Raw genomic sequence first — 25,493 nt, 5'->3', positions numbered from 1 at the left:
TCTGCCCTTACCACTACAAAAACACCTTTCCTTTTAATTATTATGCATCTCCAATACGACTGCTTCATAAGGACGTAATTTGATTTCAGGCAGCTGCACTTTAAAATCTGTATAATTAGCAATAATTAGCCTGGCCTCATTTATATGCTCTAACGGTACCGTAAACCGCTTACTTTCGCAGGTAAAATTACATACAATAAGCCAGATCTTCTTGTCCAGACGCCGCGTATAAGCAAAAATGTCCTCGTCCTCCCGACAAAGCATTCGAAAATCACCATGTACCATGATCTTCTCATGATGCCTCAGCTCAATCAGTTTTTTATAGAAGTAAAACACAGAATCCGGGTCCTCCAGATTGTTCCGTGCGTTTATAGTTTTATACTGACCGCTCACCTTGATCCAGGGTTCTCCGTCCGTGAAACCGCCATTTGCCGTATCGTCCCAGGCAACCGGAACTCTGGCATTATCGCGTCCATGTTCATAGGCGGCATTCATAAATTCATCTTCCGGAATGATCCCTTTCTTACAGTATTCTTTATATTCCGTCAGGATCTCGATATCCCGGTGATCGTGAATCGATGCAAATCTGGTGTTTGTCATCCCAAGTTCTTCGCCCTGGTAGATAAACGGTGTTCCTTTCATCATATGAAGGCATACGGCTAACATTTTGGCTGAGATTACCCGGTATTGCTCTCTGTCATCTCCAAATCTGGATACGGCCCTCGGCTGGTCGTGATTGGACCAATACAGGCTGTTCCACCCTTTTTCATTTAACTCATCCTGCCATTTGCCTAAAATTTCTTTTAACTCTGTGAGTGCCCAGGGTCTGACCGACCATTTCCCATACTTGCCATACCCCACTTCCACATGCTCAAAAGAGAAAACCATATCAAGTTCATTTCTGTTGGGATCTGTATATAACAAGGCATCTTCCGTATGCACATCCGGCATTTCTCCAATCATAACCAGACAGTTGTTTTCGGCTACTTCCCCATTCATCTCATGCAGATACTCATGAATCCTGGGGCCATTCTCATAGTAAGGCTTTCCATTTCCATCAATGCCTTCCGGAAGGCCCGGAACTTTTGAAATAAAATTGATTACATCCATCCGGAACCCATCTACGCCTTTATTCACCCACCACTTCATGATATCGTAGACTTCGTCTCGAACCTTTTTATTTTCCCAGTTCAGATCCGGCTGTTTTTTCCCGAACAGGTGTAAATAATATTCCTCCGTTGTTTCATCATATTCCCAGGCCGTACCCCCAAACATTGACAGCCAGTTATTGGGAGGCATGCCTTCTTTCCCTTTTCTCCAGATATAATAATCTCTAAATGCGCTGGTTTTTGAACTTTTTGCTTCCTGAAACCATGCATGTTCATCCGACGTATGATTAACAACCATATCCATCACTAATTTCATATCCCTGTTATGAATTTCCTGCAGCAATAGATCAAAGTCTTCCATCGTTCCAAATTCAGGCATAATCCCACGATAGTCTGATATATCATACCCATTATCGTCATTCGGCGACGTATAAACCGGGCTTAACCATATGATATCAACCCCCAGTGTTCTCAAGTAATCCAGCCTGCGGATCACGCCTTTTAAATCACCGATACCATCTCCATTGCTATCCTGGAAGCTTCGGGGGTATACCTGGTAAACTACGGCGCTCTTCCACCAATCCTTATTTTGTCTGTTCATGACTATTTACCTCGCTTTACAGTTCCTTCATCGCCATACAGGACTTCCACTTCCTGCATCAGGCTGCCGTCCTGGGTCTTTGTCTGGCGGAAGATACCCCAGGCTTTCCCATTACACCAGAATCCGGTAAAGTCATCCGTATGAAGTCTGGGTGCAAACGTCTGTCTGTTGCTGCGCATGTCATACTCATAGCCCAACAATGCTTCATATACTGACCATGACGCCATGGACCTTGTATAGTAATATCCTGATTCATTCTCACTAAAGGGGTTCCGTTTGAAGCCGTCATGCCGGTCGCGGATCGCCTTCACGATGGTCAGGGCTTCTTCGACCTGGCCCGTTCTTGCCAGCAGCGCCGCTGCTTCATATTCAATTCCAGTCCAGACCTCGCCATAGTAGACAAAGGGAAATACCGGACGGCCGCCATTCGGCCAGGTACAGGGCGTCAGGCCTTTTTCGTCATTTAAAATAAACGCCCTCTCCGCATGAACATTCTCTTTTGCACGTTCAACAAAATTGTACTTGAAGATGGATGCTGCAGCCTTTTTTACATGTTCTTCAGACATCACGTAACCCAGCTGTGCATTAAAGGCCATAAACTGTCCAAGCAGCTGATCGGAAAGGCACCCTTTCCCATACTGATAACGATACGCATTCACGTCGTCTACAATCTGCTCATAAAATTCGCCGTTCCAGCTTATTTCGTCCAGTTTTTTCCTGCCATTTTGCGCCAATTCCCTGTATTTCTCAGCGTCTCCTGCATGCCCCATATGTTCCGCCATCTCAGCCGCCGCTGTTAATGCCGCAAAATAAATGCTCCCGGTCATACTGGATATTCCATACAGTTCCGTATCATAAGTCACATGCTGGGGCTCCTCTAACAAACCGTCGCCGTCACGATCCCATATTTGCGCGGCATATCTCATGGTTTTTTCAACTCCCGGCCAGCATTCCCTGATAATCGCATCGTCGCCGCTGATCACCCATTCCCGGTACAGCCTCACGACGCTTCCCAATTGTCCGTCGGCCGAAGGCGTCATTTCCCATTGGGGCAGATCAAAAGGTGTGTACGCCCGAAAAGGCATGTAACCATCCTCTCTTATTTCATCGGCCAGCTCAATCCTGCGCATGGTTCGTTCCAACTCCGGGAATAGTACCGCCACACTTTGGGCGTAATTCCAGACATGAGTGCAATTTCCCGGACCGCAGCCCAAATCATTATCAACGCCTTCCCAGCCAAGAAAGTCGCCATTCTCAATCCTGAAACAGGTGGGGCTGCGCATAACCGTTATATTATCGGCTGCTGCCTCTAAAACATATCCCGGTAACGTGGTGCTGAAAAATGCATTAGAAAATGCCTTGCTCTCACGGTACAGACGCTCTCTTTCATTGCCCAGATAAGCAGCTGCCTCCCATGCATCTGTAAAAAGGGTTGCATAATAATTTTTTGTCACCTGGTAATTGCCGGCATTGATATCGTCTCTGTCCTTGTCGAGTTCAATCCACATTTTCGGACGGTTTGGAAAATACCAGGTCAGAATAAATGTAAAGGTCTTCTCTTCCCCCGGTTCCAGACTGTGAGTAACGCTTAAAGAACCAATTTTGTCTGTAAAATGAAGAAAGCTGAAATCCGAATTTTCTGCCCAGGTACTGCCTACCTGTTCATAAATGCTGGCCTCATCCAGCCTGCCGTCAGCAGAAAAATCCTGCCAGAAATCCTCGCCCCCATCTGTCCACTGCCCCTGATACCAAACGGGTTTTGCTGTTATATTTTCTGCGGGCGCTGTGGTCGTAAGAGCCATATCCCCCCAGGTAATATGCTGGTCGGAAAAGCCCCTTCCCGTATATGTAATCCCTCTGACTCCGCTATCATCACGGTATCTGTTTACTCTTTCACCTGCATGCTGCATAAAAGAAAAATTATTATACCCTTCAAAACCCACGGCATTGTTCATCGAACCGGCAATCGACACTTCCACCTTTTCTCTTCCCGGATTCTTTACTTTGTATTGTAAATACGCCCCCGGTATTCCTGAATCATCCGCATTCAACGGGATGAATGGCGTAAATGCTTCTAAGCTCACCTGAACCGGCATCTGATCGTCCGTAAACTTAAAGTTAACAAATGGATATTCTGAGCCCATATCTGCGCTGTCAAAGCGTGGTAAACCGGCCATTTCGTTTCGGAAGAAGCCCTGAGATTTATCAAACGGGGGATTCAGCCTGCTTTCCAATACTCTTGCAACTGCCTCCCCATGTTCGGGTTTTGCCCATATGGAAAAAAAAGTATACGGCATTCTGTTGAGCTGTCCCGGTTGATTAAATATCTGCCAGGTTGTTAAATTACCTCTTGCCCCCAAAGATACATTGCCGGTTCCGATTCCGCCTAAAAGAAAATCTACACATCCTGCGGTTCCGGGGTACTTTTTTTGTTCATTGTCACAGAATAGCTCTTCTGTGGGATATATTAAATGTTTCATGAATAATCTCCTTATATTTCGTTTTTATTAAATATCGTCCGGGCGCGCTTATCCTTTCACAGCCCCGGCGGTCATTCCTTCCACAATATGTTTCTGGAAAAGCAGATAAAACAGAAGCTGCGGGATTATAATAATCACCGTGGCTGCGATCATTCCGCTGTAGTCCATGCTATACCGCCCTCTGAACATAGAAGCTCCCAGGGATATTGTCATCATTTTGGGGTCATTGACCAGAACCGACGATATAGGGTATTCATTCCAAAAGTACAAAACATTAAAAATAATAACCGTAGCAAGTACCGGTTTAATAACCGGAAGCACAACTCTTGTACACATCTGATAGATATTACAGCCATCGATGATTGCCGCCTCTTCAATTTCTTTTGGAAAATCCCTGAGAAACCCGACCATTAAAAGAACGCCCAGGGCCATCGTCGTTGCCGCCAGCGGCAGGATCAAAGACGCCCTGTTTCCCAGCAGTCCCATGGAAACAATCATACGGTAAGTAGGGAAAATCACAATATAAGGGGGTATCGTAAGGCCTGCCACAAATAGCAGATAAAGACCATTTTGTAAACGCTTTGATTTAAACTGTAGGCGTGTAATAGCATAAGACAGCATAAAGGTGCAGACCAAGCTGATCGCCAGGGCAAAAACTGCTACAAAAAGAGTATTTCCGAACATCTTTATCAGGGGCAGCGTATGAAGCGCCCGCTCATAATTCGAAAAACTTATACATTCCGGCAGAGAAAACGGGCTGTTCAGGATCTCCGTATCCGTCTTAAAGGAAAGAACAAAGAGCCACAGAAACGGAAATGCGGTGAATGCCGTGATCACAATCAGCACGATACGGCTCAGGGCTTTTGGCCATCTGCGTGTTTTTGACATCATCTATCCCTCCTCCTGATGCATCGACTTATTCACTTTGGTCAGATATATGATCGAAAAGATCAGACAAAATATAAAAGAAACTGTGGCAATGGCCATACCATATCCATAACGTGAGGTTGTAAACGTGGTGTGGTACATATAAGTAACCAGCACGTCCGATACATGATTAGGCCCGCCATTTGTCAGCTGTTGAACTGTCTCAAATATTTTAAACCCACCGGTAATAATCAAAACTGTATTGATCACAATGGTATTCTTCATCATGGGAATCGTAATCCGCCAAACCTGCTGGACCCGGTTTGCTCCGTCGATCTGAGATGCCTCGTAAATATCCGAAGGTATGCTGCGCAGTCCCGCCATATTTATGGTTGTATAAAACCCCAGAACCTGCCACAAATAGACGAATGCTACCGCATAAGGCGTCAGCGTCTGCCCACCGATCCATTGCTGCTGCCATCCTTCCAGCCCAATTCCATTCAGGACCGCGTTAATCAGTCCCATTTTGGGGTCTAAAATAAACAGCCATATTAAGCCTACCAGGATTGGGGCTACTACATTTGGCGCAAAGATCATGGATTGAATGATTCCGCTTCCCTTGAATGATTTTTCCAACAGTAAAGCCACAAGAAAAGATATAGGTAAGACTGTGATTGTTATACAAATCAAAATGATAAATGTATTTTTCAGGGCGATAAAAAAGAACTTATCATGAAATAATACCCGATAATTTTTCAAGCCTATAAAGTGTGCCTCTCCGATACCTGTAAAATCCGTAACACTATAATAAACACTAATAAAAATAGGTATAATCACAAATCCCACAAATAAAATCAGAGCCGGCAGCACCATAATAATTTTCGTACTTCTTTTACTCAGCCAGTGCATTAAGATCACCTCTCTCTAAAAGAAAATGTATTTCCGGTTTGATTGAAAAACTCGCCTGCGCCAAGCGGCATCAGGCGAGCAGTCTGCTTTATTGGATCAGCCCCTGGGCTTCAGTTTGTTCATCCATATACCGGAGCGCTTCTTCGGGCGTATAGATACCGTTGATGACTCCTGCCATGCTTTCAAAATAGGTGGTCTCAAACTGTCCGGGCAAAGTCATATTGGGGCAGGTCTCGGGACTTTCCCAATCATCATTCATACGCTCCATGACTTTCGCAAACACCGGGTAAGATTCTGCATCAATTTCACCTTCATATCTGGTCACCGGCACGCTCTGGTTATCCCTGGCAATGATGGCAGTCCCCTCAGGTCCATAATAAAACTTAAGGAACTTGATGATTGCCTGATATTTTTCCGGTTCTTCTTCTTTCGTTTTAGCAGAAACACAATATGGATGAGAAGGCGCTTTCATAGACAGTTCCTGGTTGCCGATACCATCGCTGAAAGTCGGTCCCCACCAGAAGCCGATGTCTTCTTTCAATTCACTTTCATCAAACTTTTTGGTATCCCAGGCCCCGCTGTCAAACATAGCAGCCTTTCCTCCAAGGAACATCTCGGTCGCTTCCCAATAACCAAGAGAAGCAGCATTATCCGGAAACATCCCTTTTTCTGACATATCCTGCAGTTTTTCATAGAACAGCAGATAATCGTCGTTCTGCCAGTTGTCCGTACCCTTGAAAATACCATCTATATGGTCAAAAAATCCGTATCTGGCATGCATTGTCATTAACGACCAGCTGCTCCAGACATCCTTAGTGCCACGTGCCATAGGGACAATTCCCTTTTCATTAAATACTTCAGCGCAATGTATCAGATCATCATATGTCACGGGTATTTCCAATCCGCATTCTTCAAAAAGCGCCTTATTATACCAGATCCCATTGCAGAAAATCTCTGCAGGCAGCCCATAAATGGCTCCATCCATCTCCATTACATCCAGCATTCCCGGCAGAAAACCATCCACAAATTCTTGATCATCTGTAATATCTGCGGAAATATCAGCAAGCAGCCCTGCCTCAGCCATAGCATCGGCATCCCCCTTTAGTGAATAGAACAGATCCGGCAGAGTATTCGACTGTGACGCTAATTTGATCTTCTGAGTGTGTTCATCCTGGGCTGAACCAGTCATGTCTATCACAATATCCGGATTCTGTTTCATAAACTCCTGAACGACAGTATATACCTGGGGCGCCTGTTCTTCGATGTTCGCCACATGCTCTGCAAACGTAAATGTTATTTTACCATTACCCGCATTCTTATCTTCTTTCTTATCTGCAGAATTACCAGAGCTGCCGCACGCTGTTAATCCCAGCAGCAACGCGCTCATGACTAATACACTAATTACACGTTTTTTCATGCTTTTCTCCTCACCTTTTAAACATGGTTATACTTGTTTATATTTATTATTAACCATCGCCTCCGGATGCAATGACTTAATAACTGGTTTGGGCCCTTATTTCATCTATTTAGAATCTAAGATTTTTACGGAATCACGTACAATGAGCATTGGATCAATCACCAGCCGGACCGGCTCATGAGGTTTACCGGCACTTCCTGAGTTCGACAGGATATTTTTACAGAGCGACCCTGCAGAATCGAAAGCATGCCCAATCGTGGTGATTCCCGAGGCTGCCGCCCAGGGTAAATCATCATAAATAATCAGACTGATGTCCTCTGGAAAAGACAGTTTCATTTCTGTAATCGCCGCCACTGCAGCCGTAGCAATTATTTCATTCACTGCTAAAATGGCAGTAGGCTGCAATTCCTGAATATGGTTTTGTATCATTCCCCTGATACTGTCATTATAGGGAATATCATATAAGAAACGGGAATCGACTTCCAGCCCTGCCTCTTCAAAGGCCCGTCTGTAGCCGTCGCCTCTTTGCGGAAAATCTTCCCGGTATTTGTAAAGCATCAGAATATCTCTATGCCCGTTCTGCAGCAGGTATTTTATTGCCCGGTATGTTCCCAGCTCATCGTCAAAAAGAATGGTATCTGCACCTTGGTGGGTACACATAAAAATCTGGATAACCGGCTTGCCATCCTCAATCATTTTTTCGATCTCCGGATAGTTATAGTTTGACACGGCTGCGAAGATTAATGCATCAACCCCCAGGCGCTCCAGGCAGGCCACATTCTGCTCTTCTCTGTCTGTATCTTCGTTGCTGAATAATACAACGATTTCATATTCGCTTCCCAATTCTTCAATGATCATCTGGATCAGGTCATTGGTAAATGGATTCTTCGCCTCGCTGAACATTAATCCTAACAGCTTACGGTTGCGGACTACTGCATGGTGCGTATAATTCACTTCCTTGCAGGCCTCCAGTACACGCTCTTTTATTCCCGGGCGGGTACTGTAGTTTTCATTAAAAACCTTATAAACGGTAGATACCGAGACTCCGGCTTTTTTCGCTACATCTTTTATAGTGCCCATATTTATCCTCCTAAAGTCATGCAGACTTACAAATGAATCAAATTTTCTTCTTGATATAGCTATATTATATCAACTCGGAGAAAAAAGTCAAGCTTAGCGGAGAATTTTTTCTATTTTTTCTCTATTACTTTCTATTTTTCTCTATTTTTATCTGTTTTTATTAGTTTTATTCTCTGTTTGTTTTATCAGTAGCATACTCTGCAGGAAATTAGATTTCTGTTTATAAGTAAAAAATAAGGGGCTGTCGGGAAATAGATAGTCCCAGAAAGGGGCCGGTGTGACTCAAGCGAGTCACACCGGCCCCTGAAATATTCCCTCAAAAAGAAAAAAGATGGCTAACGACAACCATCTTTCTCTCCGTTCCATGTTATAATGGAACTATGCAAAAACAAGATTATTATAACAACTTTTTTGAAATTGGGCAACAGAAAATCAACTTCAGTTTCTTCGAATTGAGTCTACCCGACGACGATCCAGTCTATACCCTGAAAAAGGTATTGGAGGAGTTAGATTTTTCAGGCCTGCTGGCCTGTTATTCAGATAAGGGAAGAACCGGGTTTAACCCAATCATGCTGTATTCTGTTGTTACCTACGCGAACATGCGCGGGGTAAGGGCTGTTGACCGTATTGTAGACTTATGCCAGAGGGATCTTGCTTTTATCTGGCTGACCAAAGGGCAGAAGCCCCAGCGGGATGTTTTTTACGATTTTAAAGGGAAAAAGCTGACGGGAGAAGTCCTGGATGAACTGAATTACCAGTTCATGCGCCGCCTGGAGAAGGAAGGGCTTATCACACTGAAAGAGCTTTACATTGACGGGACAAAGCTTGAAGCCAACGCAAACAGATACACGTTCGTCTGGCGTGGCAGCCTCAACTATCATCTTGCCGGCCTGCTGGATGCCATCGATGCCCTTTATGCAAAGTACAACGCATTCCTGCTGGAGAATGGATATGGGACGAAATACAATCTCGGGGATGCCCATATGTTCTTGATCGAAGGAATGGACAAAGTCAGGAAGGCCATCGAAGAAAACAGGAAACGGAAACTGACAAAGCATAAAAAGATCCCCAATAACACCATCATTGAGATCGATCACTGTTCTCCCCTTGAGATCCTGAAGCTGCAAAAAAACCTGATGTGTATTGCGCAAGGGGAAGGGATCGAATTCGTTTTCGGAAAAGGGAAACATAAGCCGGAGATCCAGAAACTCTATGAGGAGCTGGAAGAATGCGGAAACCGCCTGATGGGGTATAAGGAATGCTTTGAGAACATGGGAAAAGACCGGAACAGCTATTCAAAGACGGACCTGGAAGCAACATTCATGCGGATGAAAGAGGACCATATGCTGAACGGGCAGCTAAAGCCGGCATACAATGCCCAGATCGCAGTAGAGAATTACTTTATAGTCCACGGATATGTGAGTAATGACCGGACAGACTATAATACGCTGATCCCCGTTTTGAAAAAGCACCAGAATGCGTTTGGGGATACTCTGGATGAGGTGACTGCCGACAGCGGCTACTGCAGTGAAAAGAATCTGCTGTATCTCAAAGAGAACGGGATCCGAAGCTATATCAAGCTTCAGGACCATGAGAAGCGGAACCCCCGGGCTTATGAAGAAGATATCGGGAAGTATTACAACATGACATACGCCGTCTTTGAGGATGAGCGCTATTACATCTGCCATGATGGAAGAGAGCTGCGCCATATCCGGACGGAAAGCAAAGAGCAGGAGGGTTATACCCAGACGGTAGAGGTATATGGCTGTGCGGACTGCGGCGGCTGTGAGCATAAATCCAAATGTCTTTATAAATACGATGCCCAAAAGAATCCAGACCGGAATAAAGTCATGAAGATCAACGAACGCTGGGAAGAACTGCGGGAAGAATCCAACGCAAATATCCAGAGTGAGGAAGGGATTTTGAAACGGCAGATCCGTTCGATCCAGACAGAAGGACACTTTGGAGATATCAAGGAAAACGAAAGCTTCCGGCGGTTCAACTACCGGTTAGAGGAGAAAATTTATAAAGAGTTCATGCTGTATGCGATTGGACGGAACATCATGAAATACCATCGGTTCTTACATCATGAGATCGAAAAGTACGAAGGGAAAAAGGAGCAGAAAGCAGCTTAGCAGAAGATGTGCTTCAAAAAATCCAGACAAGGGGGTTTTGCGCCCTAAAATAAAAGTTGCAAAAAGGAGGAGACAATCCCACATAGAATCCCGGCTTAAAAAAAGCCCGGATTCTATGGGATTGTCTCCTCACTGGCTGTCAGAGGTTAAAAATCGGTATTAACCGACACCCCCTTATTTTTAAAAATGTGGCCTTGAATATGAAGAATTCTTGGATTTTAATCCTAACGCCTTGAATGATTTCCAGAACAGAGAACTAGCATTTTAACTATACTTCATCTGAAACCAATCAAAGTCTGCATAGCAGTCCCCCCCAAATAAATTCTGACAGGCTATTCCCGCGAAGCTTCCAGTAAACCGCTCCTGAGATATCCTGCGATAAGCCTCATCGGTCATGTCACCACAGTAGAGGCTTCTGGCAGACTGTATATACTTCTCTCCATCCAATGACCAGAAAAAGGAAATTCTATCATAATGTACATCCATTTTGAGCCAGACAGCGCCCTCATCCGATATCGGAATTCCTTCTCTTCCCATTGGGAAATGATAGTTACCCATATCATTATGATAAAGATTGATTACCCGTTTTCCTTCATCATCTGCAGATATGTACAGATAAAAATGATTGATTGTATCATAGAAATAGGTGATCCCGGCCATTTGGAAATAATTCAGCGGCTTAAACTCCATTTTTGTTTCAGCCGTAAAGCAGAACTCTTCCTGACGCCTGGCAGCCATTACATTTGTATGGTCCGAGCTTAATGCTTCTCTTCCGTATAAACGCAGATACCCCGGCCGTTCATCCAGCCTAATATACTCTTTCATGGGAATACGCAGAGTCTGAAATCCGATCGGCAGTTCTTTTGTATTAAAGTCCCAGAACTCTAACCGCTCGTAGGCCGCTACTTCAAAACCACTCTCAAAGTTTTCATCGGGTGTCCCTGTACCGTTTACAGTCTCAAGCCATCCTGCCTGATTCCATCGGACCTCCTGTATCGCAGTTTCACGCCCCATGATACTTCCGCCTCTGGACGGCAGCGGCCGGCTGCATAAATATACCATATACCATTTTCCATTGTGGGCTTCTACAATATCTGCATGGCCCGCACGCTGCAATTTTAGTGTACAGTCATTTCTTGAGGATAAAATAGGGTTCTCAGGATTCGTCTCATAGGGGCCCCATATATTTTGGGAACGGGCCATTGTCACTGCATGCCCCTCAAACGTACCGCCTTCCGCACACAGCAGATAGTAAAAGCCATCCCTGTAATACAGATGCGGCCCCTCTACTGTCCCGATCTCCGTACCATTGAATATAATTTCAGACTTCCCGACCAGCTTCCTGCTTACCGGATCGTATTCCTGCAGCATAATACCCGACCACAGCGGATAATTTTTCTGAATATCCCCTTTTCTATAGTCAAATGTCATGTTCACCAGCCACTTCCGGCCATCTTTGTCGTGGAACAGCGATGGGTCGAATCCCGATGAGTTCAGCTCTACCGGATCTGACCATTCTCCCGCCGGATCTTGTGCCGTAACCAGATAATTATGACAGTCCCAGAACAGCCCTGAATGATTTTTAGTATCTGTGTATACCAGGTAGTATATTCCATTGTCATAGGACAGGCAGGGCGCATAGACTCCGGCAGAACTCTTATTGCCTTTCATCTCCAGCTGGGCTGCCCTGTTCAGCGGCGACGGCAGCTGTTCCCAATGTTCCAGATCCCTGGAATGATACAGGCACACTCCCGGAAACCATTCAAAAGTCGAAGTTGCAATATAGTAGTCTTCCTTTACCCTTATGATGGACGGATCCGGATGAAATCCGCGGATAATTGGATTTTTCATAACTTTCACCTCTTCATTTATTTTGAAAATGTGTAACTGTTCAGAACTATGAACAGTTACGAAAATGTTTACTTCAAAGCTGCACCAGCCGCAAAGCTTTTCTCAACCTGTTCGCTGAATATAAAATAGAACAAAAGAATCGGAATGCTTGCAATGACTATAGCTGCTCCCAATGGCCCCCAGTCAGTCAGATACTGGCCCTTAAATGCCATAAGGCCGACAGGAAGTGTATTAAGGCTTTGATTCTGCAAGAAAGTAGATGCCATGATAAATTCATTCCATATGCTCATAAATGAGAATATCGCTATTGTGGCTGTAGCGGGTTTCAGAATCGGCAGAATAATCTTAAAATACATTTTAGTAACAGAGCATCCGTCAATTGCCGCTGCAGACTCCATCTCAAATGGGATGCTTCTGATAAAATTAGAATAGATAAATACCGCAAGGGGCAGTCCCGTCGCAATATATGGCAGGATAATCCCCATATGTGTACTCAGTAAATGCATCTTCTTTAACACAATAAACAGCGGGATCAGCGTTGCGTGGATAGGGATCATCATACCCAGCATCAGCAGGTTAAAAGTCCCTTTTTTCCATTTCCACGTAAGCCTGGTTATTGCATATGCCATCATGCCTGCAATCAGCAGAATTCCTCCCACACTGACTGCTGATACGAGAACACTGTTCATAAAGTATTTTGCTACATTTCCTTTAAACCAGGCCTCCTGATAATTGTTCCATATGACCGGGTTTGGCAGTGATAGGGAACTTTCCGTAAATATCTGGGCAGTTCCTTTCAGTGAAAAGTTAACCAGCCATAAAAACGGGAAAATCTGGATCAGTGCAAAGAGCAGCATAGCCGCATACGCTAATATTTTACAAGTCTTTTTCTTCATAATCTTCCTCCCTAATATTCCACTGCTTCTTTCGTCATCACTTTATTGATGATCAGAAATGCGGCAATGCAGATGACCGACAACAGAACCGCTATGGCACTGCCATATCCAAACTGCATCTTCAGAAAGGATTCTTTGTACATTTGTATCGCAATGGTTGTCGTAAGGTTATAAGGTCCTCCTCCTGTCATGATATAGATATTGTCAAATATCTTTAATCCGCCCACAGTAGCCAGAACGACACAAATTTTAATAATATCTCTCAGCAAGGGCAGTGTCACATAGAAAAAAGCTTTGAACCCACTTGCGCCGTCTATCTTTGCAGCTTCCTCATACTGTTCGGGGATTCCCTTCAGCCCTGCATAGATAATGATCAGATGATATCCTATGTACTGCCATATAATCGGGATGATTACAGCGATCAATGCCGTCTTCTCCTCCGTAAGCCACCCTCTGCACAATCCGGACATCCCAAGGCGCGTCAGGATATCATTAAGTACTCCATAATTGGGATCGTAAATTTTCTGCCATAAGAGAGAAATTGCTGCGGTTGAGAGAATCACAGGAATAAAGTAGGCATTCCTGAAAAACCGTGTTCCCTTTGTAAATTTCCAGAGCAGCACTGCAAACAGCATGGCCGGCAAGAGCTGCCCTATGACGGCTACCACCAGGATAACCAGCGTATTTTTGACTCCTGTATGGAACACAGAATCGGAGCTTATAAGCTTTATATAATTTTCAAGCCCTACAAATTCTTTTGCGCCGATTCCCTCCCAGTCTGTAAAGCTCAAACCCGCGGTATAAATAATAGGAAATATAAACATTGCCAGATAGATCACCAGCCCGGGCAATACGAAAAGAATAATATATTTTTTGTTTGACAGCATTTTCTGCATGGTAAAACCGCCCTTCCTGTCTCTGTCATGAAAATCCGGCAGGCTGCACAGCTGTCTGCCTGCCGGTATTCCTATTGTCATTGTTTCATGATCGTATTTAATTCTTTCAGAAAATCATCAACTTCAATCTGCCCCGCGAACTGTTGGTGTGACAGGTCACGCATAGGTTCACCAATCTTCGCATCTACCAGGCTGAACCACCAGGTCTGCATGATTTTATAGTTTTTGAAATCCTCTTCATACTGCTTCAGAATTTCATGGACTTCGCCTTCCGGCTTTACATCCGTTTCCATAAATCCAATATTGCCTTTTTTCACATTGATGTCATTTATTTTCTGTCCATACCGTACAATAAACCTGGCTGCTTCCTCCGGAAACTGGCTGCTTGCCGAAGCTACCAGCCCCTGAGGCAGATTGCCTGACATACAGGTCGTAGCGGTCTCAACTTCTTCCGCCGCCCCCGTTGCCGGAAACATCATATATCCCGTTTTCTCGGCCAAATCACCCGCGATCATAGTGGAAAGCATCCAGGAACCAACCGGATACATAGCAATCTGATCTGCCCTGAACATCTCAATGACCTCTGAAGTCGTAGCCTGCATATACCCCTTCTGAAATGCACCCTTTTGAACCAGAGTTTCTACTTTTTCGGCTGCATTTTTGAATGCTTCATCCGTAAATGCACCGTCGCCGTCCATGGCCCTGTTATAGGCGTCCGTATCTTCCCTGAGCACCATTTCATTGTAGAACAGGTCTCCCTCCCAGCGGTCTTTATTACCAAGCCCCAGGGCATAGATCCCCTGCTCATTACATTTATCCACAACTGCTAAAAGCTCATCCCAGTTAGTTGGCACATCCATGCCCAGCTTTTCAAAAACCTTTTTATTATAAAACGTCATGTAAGTACCATTGGCCTGGTGAGGAACTGTATACATATGCCCATCTTCATAAGGTACTGCATAGGTCGGATAAAGCTTCGCATCAAATTCCTGCAGCGCATCATCAATCGGATAAAGCGCGTCTGCATCCAGGAATGGCTGTGTATAAGAATCCCCCCATGTAAAAAAGACATCCGGAAGTTCATTTCCCTGAAGTGCAACGCGGATTTTCGTTTTATAAGTCTCAGTGTCTACCCGTTCTACATCGATCTCATATCCCAGTTCATCCGCCACCTCATCAAAAGTAGCCAGATATTCCTCTCCGAGAGTCTGCGGATCAAACTCCGTCAGGATTTTTAACTTGACCGGCTCGTCTGCCTTTGCACCATCCGTTGCTGCATCTTCCTCCTTGCCTGTGCTGCCGCAGGCCGTCAGTGAGCCGAGCATTACAAGAGCTAATACAGCACTGATCATTTTCTTTTTCATAGCTTTCCCTCCATTTATTGTTTGTTGTTACGAACTATGTACATCTTATCATTCTTATATTCATAGTAAAATTATGAATATTAAGGTAATATTAGTTTTCTTACTATTTATAATGTCTTGTTAAATCGGGAGTTAGTTAACGAGCTTTAGACTCGTTGACGGATGACGGACTCACCTCGTCATTCGCTGTTGCATCCAAACGGTAGTTAAGAGCTCATTCCCCGGAGGGGCCCTCGTACGGTAGCAACGGATGGAACAGAATTGGTGATTCGTTTATATAGGTGTAAGTGTTAGATCGCCTTGTTACCCGTAAATATACTGGATTTAAAAAATTGTATGGTTCATTAATAAAAAAAACATATGGAGTTACACACGATAATCGTTACTAAATAAATAGATTTCTTCAAAAACAGTCCCAAAGCTCCCATACATAAAAGCCTTAAAATCCATTTAATCAAGATGCATGATACGCATAGCCAATTCCATCCGCCTCCCCCGTCTCGGGCTCCACCTTAGGAACGAGTCTTTGCCTACCGGGTGGGATCCAGAACCAAGGCAGCGGATGTGGATTGGCTATGCGTATCTTTTCATCTTCAAGATGTGTTGAATTATTTTGATACTGGAACCGTATCCCATTGCTTATGTACACCTACTGGGGACATAAAAGTCCCACCAATTCAATGCCATACGCTGCCCCCGCTTGAGGCCTCTCCTTAGAAACGAGCTTTTTCCTGCCGGTTGGATGCGCCAGCTCCATGAAGGGATAGCTGAAAGCCTCCCGGAGAACATCCATGTCCTTTCAAAAACGCTCAAAGCGGACCTAAGAAATTCTTGGTGGGAAACAGCCCTGAAAATGGAGAGATTTTTAGATTCCGAATCCAAAAATCAGCTGACCCAGCGCGAGAAATCATCGGATTTCTCGTGATGTGTCAGTGGTGCTCCATTTTCAGGGCTGTTTCCCGCCTAGAATTTCTTAGGTCCGCGGCCGCGTTTTTGAAAGGACATGGATGTTCTCCGGGAGGTTTTCGGCTATCCCTTTATGGAGCGCCCCCATCCGCGCCGAGGCTAAAGCTCGTCGCTAAATCCCGATACACCGCCCTATATTCCCCCGCCGATATCCCCACGGCCTTTTTAAACATCTGAGCAAAGTAGATATAATCTTCATACCCCACCAGCTCTGCGATCTCAAACACTTTGAAATCCGAGTTCTTCAAATAATATTTTGCCTTGTTCATCCTCATTCTGGTAAGGTAGTTCACAAAGGTTTCCTTTTTCTCTTTTTTAAAGAGATTACAAAAATAATTCTTACTCAAATTAACATAGTCGGCGACCTCTTGTAGAGATATCTTTTCTCCGAGGTGCTCCTCTACGTATTCTATTGCATCTTTTACAGCCCGGCTGCTGCTTTTATCACTTTCTGTTTTAAACTCTGCCAGTGCCTGGGCGATGATGTTTTTCATTTTTTCACACAAAAGGCTGCATGAATCGCTCTGGTTTATTTCCGCCAGCCTCTGCAGAATCTTTTTTTCTAACTCACATTTATGAAATTGGGATGCCATACTGTAAAGTTCCAGCAGTACCTGGATACATATACTCTGATACAACGCGTAGACGGCATTTCTGCGCTCTAACTCCCGAAACATATCTTCCAGTGCGGTTATCACTTCTTCTTCCAGCATCAGATGGAGCTTCAGATATAGATTTTCCAATGACCGGTACTCAATCTGGGAATGCTTAATGGGTATTGCAGCAATTCCATCGTATAATGCGAAGGTCTCCCCGGTATTGGCCAGGAGATATTGGGCTGCCACCTCGCATTCCTCTTTTGCCTGCCCCGCATCTTCCAGCAAATGATGCTGCGCACTCAGCGCTATGTGCAAAACGGCGCCCATATTCTCTGCATACTCTGCGGACAGTTGCTGGGATGTGTTTTCCAAGACCTCCACATCATCGACATCCTGCAGGATGGCATACCAGATACCATGATTCAGGAAAACTTCGATTTTTCCTATTGTCTGAAACTGATCCAGAATCATGAAATGCTGATACTGCCTGATAATCTCCAGATTCCCGTACTCTCCGTCTGCTGCTTCCAGCCTGTCAGCCAGGAATTTTACCAGATAATAGGGCTTTCTTTCTAAATGGAGTTCATAATATTCGACCCGCTCCCATATCTCTTCCTCTTTCATTCTATAGGTAATGAGGTCGTTAAAAAACTGGTTTCTGCCAACCGGCTTCATCTCTTCAGCCAGCCTCTGCATTCTTTCATATTCCTGTTCCCACATTTTTTTTCGCGAAATATGACCAGCAGCTTTGCACAATACCTGATGCAGCTTGTCCGGATCTGTAGGCTTCAGCAGATATTCAATTGCTCCGAACTGCAATGCACTTTGTACATATTCGAATTCGTTATATCCGCTGACAAGGATAATCATAGTGTCCGGACTTTCTGCCTTTATCTGCCTGGACATTTCGATTCCGTCCATCAGCGGCATTTTGACGTCTGTGAGTACAATATCCGGATGCAGTTCTCTGAATTTTTCCAGTCCTTCCTTCCCATTATAGGCCCGGGCACAGACCGATAAGTTTATTTCTTCCCATTTGACAGTCTGAACCATCGCATCTATAGCGGCTGGCTCATCATCAACGATCAATACGCTCAGCATTACATCCCTCTCCTTTCTTTGGTATACGAACCGTAACTCTCGTCCCGCCTGTTTTTATATTCTCATAAGTAAGGCCGTACTCTTCCCCAAAATGCAGCTTTATCCGCTCGTTTACATTAAAGACACCTTTTCCGTGCCCTCTTGTCTGAGAACCACGCTCCTCCCCATTTAGAATTCTCTTTATCAGTTCTTCGTCGATGCCATTTCCATTATCTATGACATAGAGCCGGACTTCCTCATCGTAATCCTCGCCTATAATATAGACCCTACCATTGCCTTCGATATTACCGACTCCGTGATGGATGCTGTTTTCTACAAGCGGCTGCAGTGTAAATTTTAAAACACGTGTCTCCAAGAGTTCATCCGGAATATCAATAAAAAAGTCCAGTTTATCCTGAAACCTTTTTTTCTGGAGGAGCAGATAATTTCTTATATTCTGGATTTCTTCCGACAGGGACGTTTCTTTTGTTTTCCCGCTTAGATTAAAACGGAACATTTCGGATAGCGCGAGAATCATCTCGCTGATTTCTTTTTCCCCATGGGCAAGAGCTTTCCAGTTGATACATTCCAGAGTGTTGTATAGAAAATGGGGGTTTATCTGGGCCTGCAGGCTTTCCAGTTCTGCCTGTTTGGAATGAAGCTTCTCTTTATAGACCTCATTTACCAGTATGTTAATCTGAGACGAGATTTGTCAAGGGCATTTTACCCATATTGTAAAGACAAATAAATTTGCTAATGATTCTGCGAAACGCCAAGCAAGCCGACTGTATTATTGCAGTCGGCTTGCAGGTTACTCAATATTAAAATATCGGCGGCTTACATAATAGCAAACATTTATACGCTCCAGCCAAGGCTTTCCTGCTGAATGGTATACAGCCTTTTGTAAAGCCCATTTTGCTCCATCAGTTCACTGTGTGTTCCTTGCTCTATGACTTTGCCATCGTCCAGCACGATGATTTTGTCGGCCTTTGCAATGGTACGGAGTCTGTGTGCAATAACAAGAACGGTTTTCCCCTGTATTAAGCGGCCGATCGCCTGCTGAATACAGGATTCACTTTCCGGATCAAGGCTGGCTGTTGCTTCATCCAAAAGTACGATCGGAGCGTCCTTTAGTAAAGCTCTTGCAATGGACAGGCGCTGCCGTTCACCGCCGGAAAGGGTACTTCCGTTTTCTCCCAGAACAGTCTGATAACCATCCGGCATTTTGTCAATAAACTCATCACAGCGCGCAGCCTTTGCCGCCGCAAGCACCTGTTCTTCGGTTGCGTTCATATTTCCTATTTTAATGTTATTGTAGACAGTGTCGTTGAAAAGTACCACATCCTGAAATACAAAGGACATGTATTCCATCAAGTGTTCCGGATCAAGCTCTTTCACGTCAATGCCGCCGATTTCCACCTGTCCTTTATTGACATCCCAAAAGCGTGCAATCAGACGGGAAAGCGTGCTCTTGCCGCTTCCGCTGGGGCCAACCAGAGCCGTGATTGCGCCTGCTGGAATCGTAACATTCACATTTTTTATGGTTTCCTCGCCCTGCGGATTATAGCGGAAGCTGATATTTTTCAGTTCGATATCATATTCCTTTACTGGTTTTTCAGTATCGCCTTCCATCGGCTGAATATTCATCAGGGTTCTCATTCTGCGGATGGCAATCTGATGATAGAATAGCTCCGGCAGCAGAGTCAGTTCTGTAATAATCGGCCCGTAAATTCGGGTGACGATCAGCAGGCAAAGCAGCATTGGGACAAGCTCAATTTTGCCGTTCAGGAGCAGAGAAGTTCCTGCAAACACGGTAAGCCCGATGCCGGATTGCACGAGCATCTGCGCGCCTGTCACAAAAACCCCCGAACCAAATTCAAATTTAATTGCAAGGTTTTTCATGGTGCGCAGCGCTTTTTCCAGAGCCTGAAACTGCTGACTGTCCAGATTGCAGGCTTTCACCACCTTGATTCCCTCAATGTATTCCTGAACCTGTTCGGAAGCTTCCAGTTTTGCCTGCGCATGCTTTTTTCCAAGCCGCTCCTGAATCCGTCTGCTCGCAAAAATAATGAGAAAAGCAACCGGCACGGAAATAAAAATAGCGAGTGCCATACGCCAGTCATAGAAGGCAAACATACTGCAGACAACCGTAATCGTGATCACATTGGAGATAATCTGCGGATACACATGACTCAGTACATGTTCGGAAGTGGCTACATCGCCCATGAGATTTGTCGTAAGCTCCGAAAGGTTTTTGGAATTAAACACGCTCATAGGCAGTTTGCGGATGTGTTCTGCCAAAGCAATCCTTGTATTTTCGCTTTCCATGTAAGAGGCTACATAGGTCTTTTTATAGTCGTTTTTGTTGCAGAGAAATACGATTACTGCGCCGATGATGCCGAGTCCGAAATAAATCCACATATTTGTCCATGAGATGCTCCCGCCGGTAAACGGTTTTAGAAGTTCCATGACGACCTGAAGCATCACCATAGCTGGAATAAACATGGAGAAATTTGTCAGCGTGCAGGCGGCAATCGCTTTTTTTAAGTCCCGATAGCCTTTGTCTGTCAGCATCAGCGCATCCTGAACGGTTGATTTTTTCTTACCCATTGACCGGCACCTCCTTTTCCATTGTCCAACTGGCTGTTTCATTGTAGGTTTTCCACATAGATGCGTACCGTCCGCCTTTTTGCAGGAGGGCGTCATGGCTTCCTTCTTCCGCTACACGCCCGTTATCCATCACAATGATATGATCGGCGTTACGAACTGTGGAAAGGCGGTGTGCGATGATGATTACCGTTTTCCCCTGCATCAATTTTTCAAACGCCTTTTGAATCAAATGCTCATTTTCAGGATCGGCAAAGGCGGTTGCCTCGTCCAGCACTATCACAGGGGCATCCTTTACAATGGCACGGGCGATAGCAATCCGCTGCTGCTCGCCGCCGCTTAAATGGATACCCTGTTCTCCGATGACCGTATCATAGCCATTTGGCAGCGCCATGATAAAGTCGTGGCATTGGGCGGCTTTCGCGGCCGCCTGGATCTGTTCATCGCTGGCATTCTGGTTCCCAAGCCTGATATTATCACGGATACTCTGTTTGAACAGATAGACATCCTGAAATACGAAGCTGACCTGTTCCATCAGATATCGGCTTTCCATCTGCCGGATATCCACCGAGCCAATGGAAACAGTACCCTGATCCACATCGAAGAATCGTGGAATGAGATGGGCAATCGTACTTTTTCCGCCGCCGGAAGGTCCTACAATCGCTGTTACTTCGCCCTGCCGTGCATGGAAGCTCACATTGGAAATCGCCTGTTTTTCTTTGTCTTTCTCATAGGAGAATGACACATTTTCAAACTTGACATCATAGCGATCCGTTGTTTTAGGAACCGGCGGCTGTTTCAGTTCCGGCTCAGCCAGAATCTGATCCATTGCCTCTACACCGTTGGCAATCCGCATGGCATCGGAGTTGACATACATGATTTTGGAAAGAATGCCCGCAATGGACGGTACGAATACCAGATAAAAAATAAAGCGTGAAGCAAAATCCTTAAAATCCCCGGTATTCATGCCGATCAAAATCCCTACCGGTAAAAGGAGAAGATAAATATGGTTGATAATCGTCATAAAAGCGGACATCATGTTTTCCCAGCTCAGCGTATATGGAATGACCACAGAAGTATATTCTTTGATGGTCTCGTGCAGCCGGTGAAAGGAATAAACAGTCTGCTTGAATGCTTTGACGACTGAAATTCCACGGATGTACTCTACTGCGGCGTTGTTCATGTTTTCCAACGAGTGCTGGTACTCATCCATCATTTTTCTGGCGCCTTCCCGGCCGTAGGCGATACTCTGAATGATAAAAGCAATAATTACTCCAACAATTGAGGCCAGGCCGAGCCGCCAGTCCACACTCAACAGAATCACAGCCATCACAACAGGAGAAACAAATGCGGCTACAATATCCGGAAGCTGATGCGCAATAAATTTCTCGACATTTTCAATGTTCTCATCCGTAATTTTCCGCAGTTTACCGCTTCCGATCATCACATGAAATCCAAGAGGCACCTTTGCCAAATGGGAAAGGAAATTCACCTTTAACTCATATAGCGTGCCGAAAGCCGCCAGATGGGAACACATAAGGGCTACAAAATACAGAAGAATATTCGCCGCAACGCCGCCCAGTGCCATCCAGCCATAGGAAAACAGGCTGGTCTGTCCCAATGCGCTCAGGTTCGGATATACGGCTAAAATCTGCCGGATAATAAAATAAATTGCAATATAAGGGATAAAGCTGGCCACCGCCGCCAGTGAGGACAGGATGACAGAGGCAATCACCAAAGGCTTTTTTGTCATTGCCAGCTGCATCATCCTTCCCATCCCCGTTTTGGGCTTCTGCTTGCTCATAATTCCTCCTCACTTTCTTCCTGTAATAGAAATTCTTTTTTTACTCTTGCTTTTCCTCTGCTGTCAAGGGGATAAAATGCTTTGACTGTTCCATGGTCAATATGCAGTACACAGGTACAGCAGGCCATGATAAATTCCAGATCATGGGTAATCACAAGAGATAACTCCGCCTGCCGGGAAGTATCCCGGATTAAAGTACATGCGCAGCGCATACTTTCATAATCCAGCCCGCTGGTAGGTTCATCGTAGATCAGGATTTTCTTTCCCGCACACAGTGCACTTGCAATGGCAACCCGCTGTTTCTGCCCTCCGGACAGTGCCAGAGGATGGCATTCCGCAAGTTCGGCAATCCCCATCTGTTTCAGGATGTTTTCTGCCTGTTCCGATTGTTCCTCCGGAATATTCAGAGTCACTTCATCCCGCACACTCTCCGTAAACAGCTGGTGGTTTACATCCTGCATGACCATATAGCTTTCTTTCAGGCGCTTTTTGGCGTTTCGTTCTGTTCTGTCATAAAAAACCTTGCCAGTATGTTTCCGGATTCCGCAAAGGCACCCGGCAAACGTTGATTTTCCAGCCCCGTTGTGACCGATCACCGCAACAATCTCTCCAGCAGGGATTTGTAGGGATTTGATATGCAGCACGCTGTGACCGGATACTTTACACTCCAGCTTTTGAAACGTAAATTCATGCTCAGGATGTTTCAAATGCACTGCTTCACTTTCCACCTGCTTCAAGTCCAGCGCCCGCAGTCCCATGGCCGAAATCTGTGCCGGGCTGAATGCAAGAATCTCTTCTCTGGTATATACGGAGCGAACTTCGCCCTGATCGAGCCAGATAAAGCGGTCGGCAATATCCAGAAGGTAATACAGACGGTGTTCGGAAATCACCAGTGTTTTTCCTTCCGCTTTCAGCTTCAGCAAAACATCTTTCAGTTGCTGAATGGAAGCGGGGTCCAAGTTGGAAGACGGCTCATCCAAAACAAAAATATCCGGATGAACCGCATAAACGCTGGCGCATGCAATCCGTTGTTTCTCACCGCCGGAAAGCTCAAAAATACTCCGGTTCAGCAAACCGTTCAAGCAAAAATGGTTCGCCGCATCCGCGATTCGTTCCAGCACATCTTCCTTGGGTAGTCCCTGATTTTCACATCCGAACGCCAGCTCCGATGTTGTATCCACATTAAAGAACTGGCTGCGGGGATTTTGAAATACCGAACCAACATGCTGTGAAATTTTAGAAAGCTTCTGTTTTTTGATTTCTGCTCCATCAACGGAAACGTAACCCGACAAAACTCCTTCGTAGTAATGTGGAATGAGACCGTTAATCAATCGGGTGATCGTTGTTTTTCCGCAGCCGCTTCGTCCGCAAAGGACAACGCACTCTCCGTTTTGTATAGTTAAATTGATATTTCGGATGCTGTGTGCGTTTTCGGGGGCATTATCATATTGGAAGGTAACTTGCTTTAATTCAATCATACCATCCCTCCCGTTGCAGCAATTACAAAGGAAAACAGGATCAACAGGAAATCCTGCGTCCGCAGCCTTATATCCTCAATGCAGGTACGTTTGGTATCAGCGTCCAGTCCACGGGAGAGGGAAGCCGCCGCCAGCTCGTCAGAAATCGTAGCGGTTGACATCAGCAGCGGCACCATCGTATATTCCAGCGTCATCATTGGCTTTGTCAGCACAGAACGCACAGAAATGCCAATCCCCCGAAAACGCATGGCGTCCCGGATACTGTGCCACTCCTCGGAAATCGTCGGGATGAAGCGGAACATAACTGACAAGGGTATGATCAGTTTATTTGGCAGATGCATCCGCTCAAAAGAAAGCATAAACTCGCTTACAGAAGTAGTTTTCATCAGCAGTATTCCTGCCATAAAAATCGGGAGCATAAGTCTTCCCAGTCTTACAAGAGAAAAAAACAGTGCTGCAAAGCCGCCGCTGACTTTTAACGACAGTGTCCAGTCCAACAGAAGCATAATGAGGAATGCAGCAGTAAATTTTGCGGAGGTTTTTATTCGCCTATTTAGTGTCAAAAGCAACGCCATCAGAACAAAAGTGGTTGCCTCCAGCCACAGGGGTGGGAACATCAATGATGATATTCCCACCCCGAAGAGCAGCGCAAATTTTGTGCGGGCGTCGATTCGAAGGATGGGCTGCTGGGCAGCTTCAATCAGCTGCATTAAACCACACCCGCCTTTTGGAAATGTTTTTTCAAAAGCTTGGAACCAATCAGTCCACCAATCAGACCGCCCAACATGGCGATTCCAATCAGAACCAGAATAATCCAGCTCGGGGTGAACTTATCCAGCGTTGCGGCATAGTCGGCCCCATAATAAGCTTCGCAGGACTGAAGAAAAGCCGGTTTGGCGTAAGCCAGCATCCAGAAAGGAGACATGCTGGAGCAGGCAAAAACAACATAGCTGAGTATGTAGGATTTCTTGGACTTATGATTTCCTGCGCGGGCAATCAACTCTGCTACAATTCCAAGAGCGAGGCACCAAATCAGAGATACCCACACACCGCCAGTGGAAGTGAGAAGTCCTACAGCCACCGAAAGAATCAGAATTGCTCCGGTTTTTGGTACTTTCATAACATACATCATGTAAATGCACCCTAAAATGACCGAGTTTACAAACGGAGCGATGAGATAAAGGATGGGGACAAACCCCATAACAGTCACCACCGCAAACAGTACCACCACATAAAGGGCGGCGAAGGCTCCAGCAACGATCAGGTCTTTGGTTTTCAGCTTGTTGGTTTTGGTACTCATATCTTTCCTCCTAGATTCTCTTCACAACAGTTAGCAATCGCTAACCGCCGCAGT

Annotated in this window: 18 protein-coding genes; 1 reads left to right on the top strand and 17 read right to left on the bottom strand. The window is 45.2% G+C overall.

Translation table 11 applies throughout. The features are described 5' to 3' along the window. Positions 1–33: 33 nt before the first annotated feature. The 6 genes from MWG26_RS02170 to MWG26_RS02145 form a co-directional block, all read right to left on the bottom strand. Positions 34–1,710 (bottom strand): glycoside hydrolase family 13 protein, encoded by a 1,677-nt coding sequence (locus MWG26_RS02170; protein WP_025654473.1) that lies wholly within the window; start codon positions 1,708–1,710, stop codon positions 34–36. A gap of 2 nt (positions 1,711–1,712) precedes the next feature. Further along, on the bottom strand, positions 1,713–4,190 hold the full coding sequence (locus MWG26_RS02165) for a GH116 family glycosyl-hydrolase (RefSeq protein WP_025654472.1): 2,478 nt from the start codon (positions 4,188–4,190) through the stop codon (positions 1,713–1,715). A gap of 48 nt (positions 4,191–4,238) precedes the next feature. Beyond that, positions 4,239–5,081 (bottom strand): carbohydrate ABC transporter permease, encoded by an 843-nt coding sequence (locus MWG26_RS02160; protein ID WP_153921277.1) that lies wholly within the window; start codon positions 5,079–5,081, stop codon positions 4,239–4,241. Continuing rightward, positions 5,082–5,966, bottom strand: a complete 885-nt coding sequence (locus tag MWG26_RS02155) for a carbohydrate ABC transporter permease (protein ID WP_025654470.1) — start codon at positions 5,964–5,966, stop codon at positions 5,082–5,084. 88 nt (positions 5,967–6,054) lie between these two features. After that, positions 6,055–7,383, bottom strand: a complete 1,329-nt coding sequence (locus tag MWG26_RS02150) for an ABC transporter substrate-binding protein (RefSeq protein WP_244062689.1) — start codon at positions 7,381–7,383, stop codon at positions 6,055–6,057. A 105-nt stretch (positions 7,384–7,488) separates the two neighbouring features. Continuing rightward, positions 7,489–8,463 carry a LacI family DNA-binding transcriptional regulator gene (locus MWG26_RS02145; RefSeq protein WP_025654468.1) on the bottom strand — a complete coding sequence of 325 codons (975 nt, stop codon included), beginning with the start codon at positions 8,461–8,463 and terminating at the stop codon, positions 7,489–7,491. Between the two features lie 380 nt (positions 8,464–8,843). Here MWG26_RS02145 and MWG26_RS02140 point away from each other — a divergent pair, with 380 nt between their 5' ends. Continuing rightward, on the top strand, positions 8,844–10,598 hold the full coding sequence (locus MWG26_RS02140) for an IS1182 family transposase (RefSeq protein WP_025654467.1): 1,755 nt from the start codon (positions 8,844–8,846) through the stop codon (positions 10,596–10,598). 264 nt (positions 10,599–10,862) lie between these two features. Here the strand turns inward: MWG26_RS02140 and MWG26_RS02135 are convergent, their stop codons facing one another. The 11 genes from MWG26_RS02135 to MWG26_RS02085 all read right to left on the bottom strand — a co-directional run bounded on the left by MWG26_RS02135 (position 10,863) and on the right by MWG26_RS02085 (position 25,439). Then, positions 10,863–12,449: a glycoside hydrolase family 43 protein gene (locus tag MWG26_RS02135; RefSeq protein ID WP_153921279.1), complete on the bottom strand. Its 1,587-nt coding sequence runs from the start codon at positions 12,447–12,449 to the stop codon at positions 10,863–10,865. A gap of 68 nt (positions 12,450–12,517) precedes the next feature. Continuing rightward, on the bottom strand, positions 12,518–13,345 hold the full coding sequence (locus tag MWG26_RS02130) for a carbohydrate ABC transporter permease (RefSeq protein WP_025654465.1): 828 nt from the start codon (positions 13,343–13,345) through the stop codon (positions 12,518–12,520). Positions 13,346–13,356: 11 nt separating this feature from the next. Continuing rightward, entirely contained in the window at positions 13,357–14,322 is a 966-nt protein-coding gene (locus MWG26_RS02125; protein ID WP_049915355.1) for a carbohydrate ABC transporter permease, read from the bottom strand. Next, positions 14,319–15,605: an ABC transporter substrate-binding protein gene (locus MWG26_RS02120; protein WP_025654463.1), complete on the bottom strand. Its 1,287-nt coding sequence runs from the start codon at positions 15,603–15,605 to the stop codon at positions 14,319–14,321. Before MWG26_RS02120 ends, MWG26_RS02125 begins: the two co-directional genes overlap by 4 nt. Before the next feature lie 1,037 nt (positions 15,606–16,642). Beyond that, positions 16,643–18,271: a response regulator transcription factor gene (locus tag MWG26_RS02115; RefSeq protein WP_025654462.1), complete on the bottom strand. Its 1,629-nt coding sequence runs from the start codon at positions 18,269–18,271 to the stop codon at positions 16,643–16,645. Then, a complete protein-coding gene (locus MWG26_RS02110; RefSeq protein WP_275891977.1) occupies positions 18,249–18,890 on the bottom strand; it encodes a sensor histidine kinase in 642 nt (213 codons plus the stop codon). The genes MWG26_RS02115 and MWG26_RS02110 overlap by 23 nt, the downstream gene beginning before the upstream one ends. 215 nt (positions 18,891–19,105) lie before the next feature. Continuing rightward, a complete protein-coding gene (locus tag MWG26_RS02105; RefSeq protein ID WP_117440966.1) occupies positions 19,106–20,860 on the bottom strand; it encodes an ABC transporter ATP-binding protein in 1,755 nt (584 codons plus the stop codon). Beyond that, on the bottom strand, positions 20,853–22,661 hold the full coding sequence (locus tag MWG26_RS02100) for an ABC transporter ATP-binding protein (RefSeq protein ID WP_117440967.1): 1,809 nt from the start codon (positions 22,659–22,661) through the stop codon (positions 20,853–20,855). Before MWG26_RS02100 ends, MWG26_RS02105 begins: the two co-directional genes overlap by 8 nt. Beyond that, positions 22,658–24,139 (bottom strand): ABC transporter ATP-binding protein, encoded by a 1,482-nt coding sequence (locus MWG26_RS02095; RefSeq protein ID WP_117440968.1) that lies wholly within the window; start codon positions 24,137–24,139, stop codon positions 22,658–22,660. The genes MWG26_RS02100 and MWG26_RS02095 overlap by 4 nt, the downstream gene beginning before the upstream one ends. After that, positions 24,136–24,849, bottom strand: coding sequence for an energy-coupling factor transporter transmembrane component T (locus tag MWG26_RS02090; RefSeq protein WP_117440969.1), 714 nt, complete (start codon positions 24,847–24,849; stop codon positions 24,136–24,138). The genes MWG26_RS02095 and MWG26_RS02090 overlap by 4 nt, the downstream gene beginning before the upstream one ends. After that, positions 24,849–25,439 carry an MptD family putative ECF transporter S component gene (locus MWG26_RS02085; RefSeq protein ID WP_117440970.1) on the bottom strand — a complete coding sequence of 197 codons (591 nt, stop codon included), beginning with the start codon at positions 25,437–25,439 and terminating at the stop codon, positions 24,849–24,851. Before MWG26_RS02085 ends, MWG26_RS02090 begins: the two co-directional genes overlap by 1 nt. Positions 25,440–25,493 lie beyond the last annotated feature (54 nt).

Source organism: Faecalicatena contorta, from assembly GCF_022835095.1.
In the GTDB taxonomy this organism is placed as follows: Bacteria; Bacillota; Clostridia; order Lachnospirales; family Lachnospiraceae; genus Faecalicatena; species Faecalicatena contorta.
Note: the sequence above shows the minus strand (reverse complement) of the source record. Positions and strands in the feature narration are given on the sequence as shown.

Coding starts and splice junctions, on each gene's coding strand:
- MWG26_RS02105 (WP_117440966.1), bottom strand. CDS start 20,860: ATGGGTAAGAAAAAATCAACCGTTCAGGATGCGCTGATGCTGACAGAC.
- MWG26_RS02085 (WP_117440970.1), bottom strand. CDS start 25,439: ATGAGTACCAAAACCAACAAGCTGAAAACCAAAGACCTGATCGTTGCT.
- MWG26_RS02150 (WP_244062689.1), bottom strand. CDS start 7,383: ATGAAAAAACGTGTAATTAGTGTATTAGTCATGAGCGCGTTGCTGCTG.
- MWG26_RS02125 (WP_049915355.1), bottom strand. CDS start 14,322: ATGACAATAGGAATACCGGCAGGCAGACAGCTGTGCAGCCTGCCGGAT.
- MWG26_RS02130 (WP_025654465.1), bottom strand. CDS start 13,345: ATGAAGAAAAAGACTTGTAAAATATTAGCGTATGCGGCTATGCTGCTC.
- MWG26_RS02100 (WP_117440967.1), bottom strand. CDS start 22,661: ATGAGCAAGCAGAAGCCCAAAACGGGGATGGGAAGGATGATGCAGCTG.
- MWG26_RS02115 (WP_025654462.1), bottom strand. CDS start 18,271: ATGCTGAGCGTATTGATCGTTGATGATGAGCCAGCCGCTATAGATGCG.
- MWG26_RS02155 (WP_025654470.1), bottom strand. CDS start 5,966: ATGCACTGGCTGAGTAAAAGAAGTACGAAAATTATTATGGTGCTGCCG.
- MWG26_RS02095 (WP_117440968.1), bottom strand. CDS start 24,139: ATGATTGAATTAAAGCAAGTTACCTTCCAATATGATAATGCCCCCGAA.
- MWG26_RS02165 (WP_025654472.1), bottom strand. CDS start 4,190: ATGAAACATTTAATATATCCCACAGAAGAGCTATTCTGTGACAATGAA.
- MWG26_RS02140 (WP_025654467.1), top strand. CDS start 8,844: ATGCAAAAACAAGATTATTATAACAACTTTTTTGAAATTGGGCAACAG.
- MWG26_RS02170 (WP_025654473.1), bottom strand. CDS start 1,710: ATGAACAGACAAAATAAGGATTGGTGGAAGAGCGCCGTAGTTTACCAG.
- MWG26_RS02145 (WP_025654468.1), bottom strand. CDS start 8,463: ATGGGCACTATAAAAGATGTAGCGAAAAAAGCCGGAGTCTCGGTATCT.
- MWG26_RS02160 (WP_153921277.1), bottom strand. CDS start 5,081: ATGATGTCAAAAACACGCAGATGGCCAAAAGCCCTGAGCCGTATCGTG.
- MWG26_RS02090 (WP_117440969.1), bottom strand. CDS start 24,849: ATGCAGCTGATTGAAGCTGCCCAGCAGCCCATCCTTCGAATCGACGCC.
- MWG26_RS02120 (WP_025654463.1), bottom strand. CDS start 15,605: ATGAAAAAGAAAATGATCAGTGCTGTATTAGCTCTTGTAATGCTCGGC.
- MWG26_RS02135 (WP_153921279.1), bottom strand. CDS start 12,449: ATGAAAAATCCAATTATCCGCGGATTTCATCCGGATCCGTCCATCATA.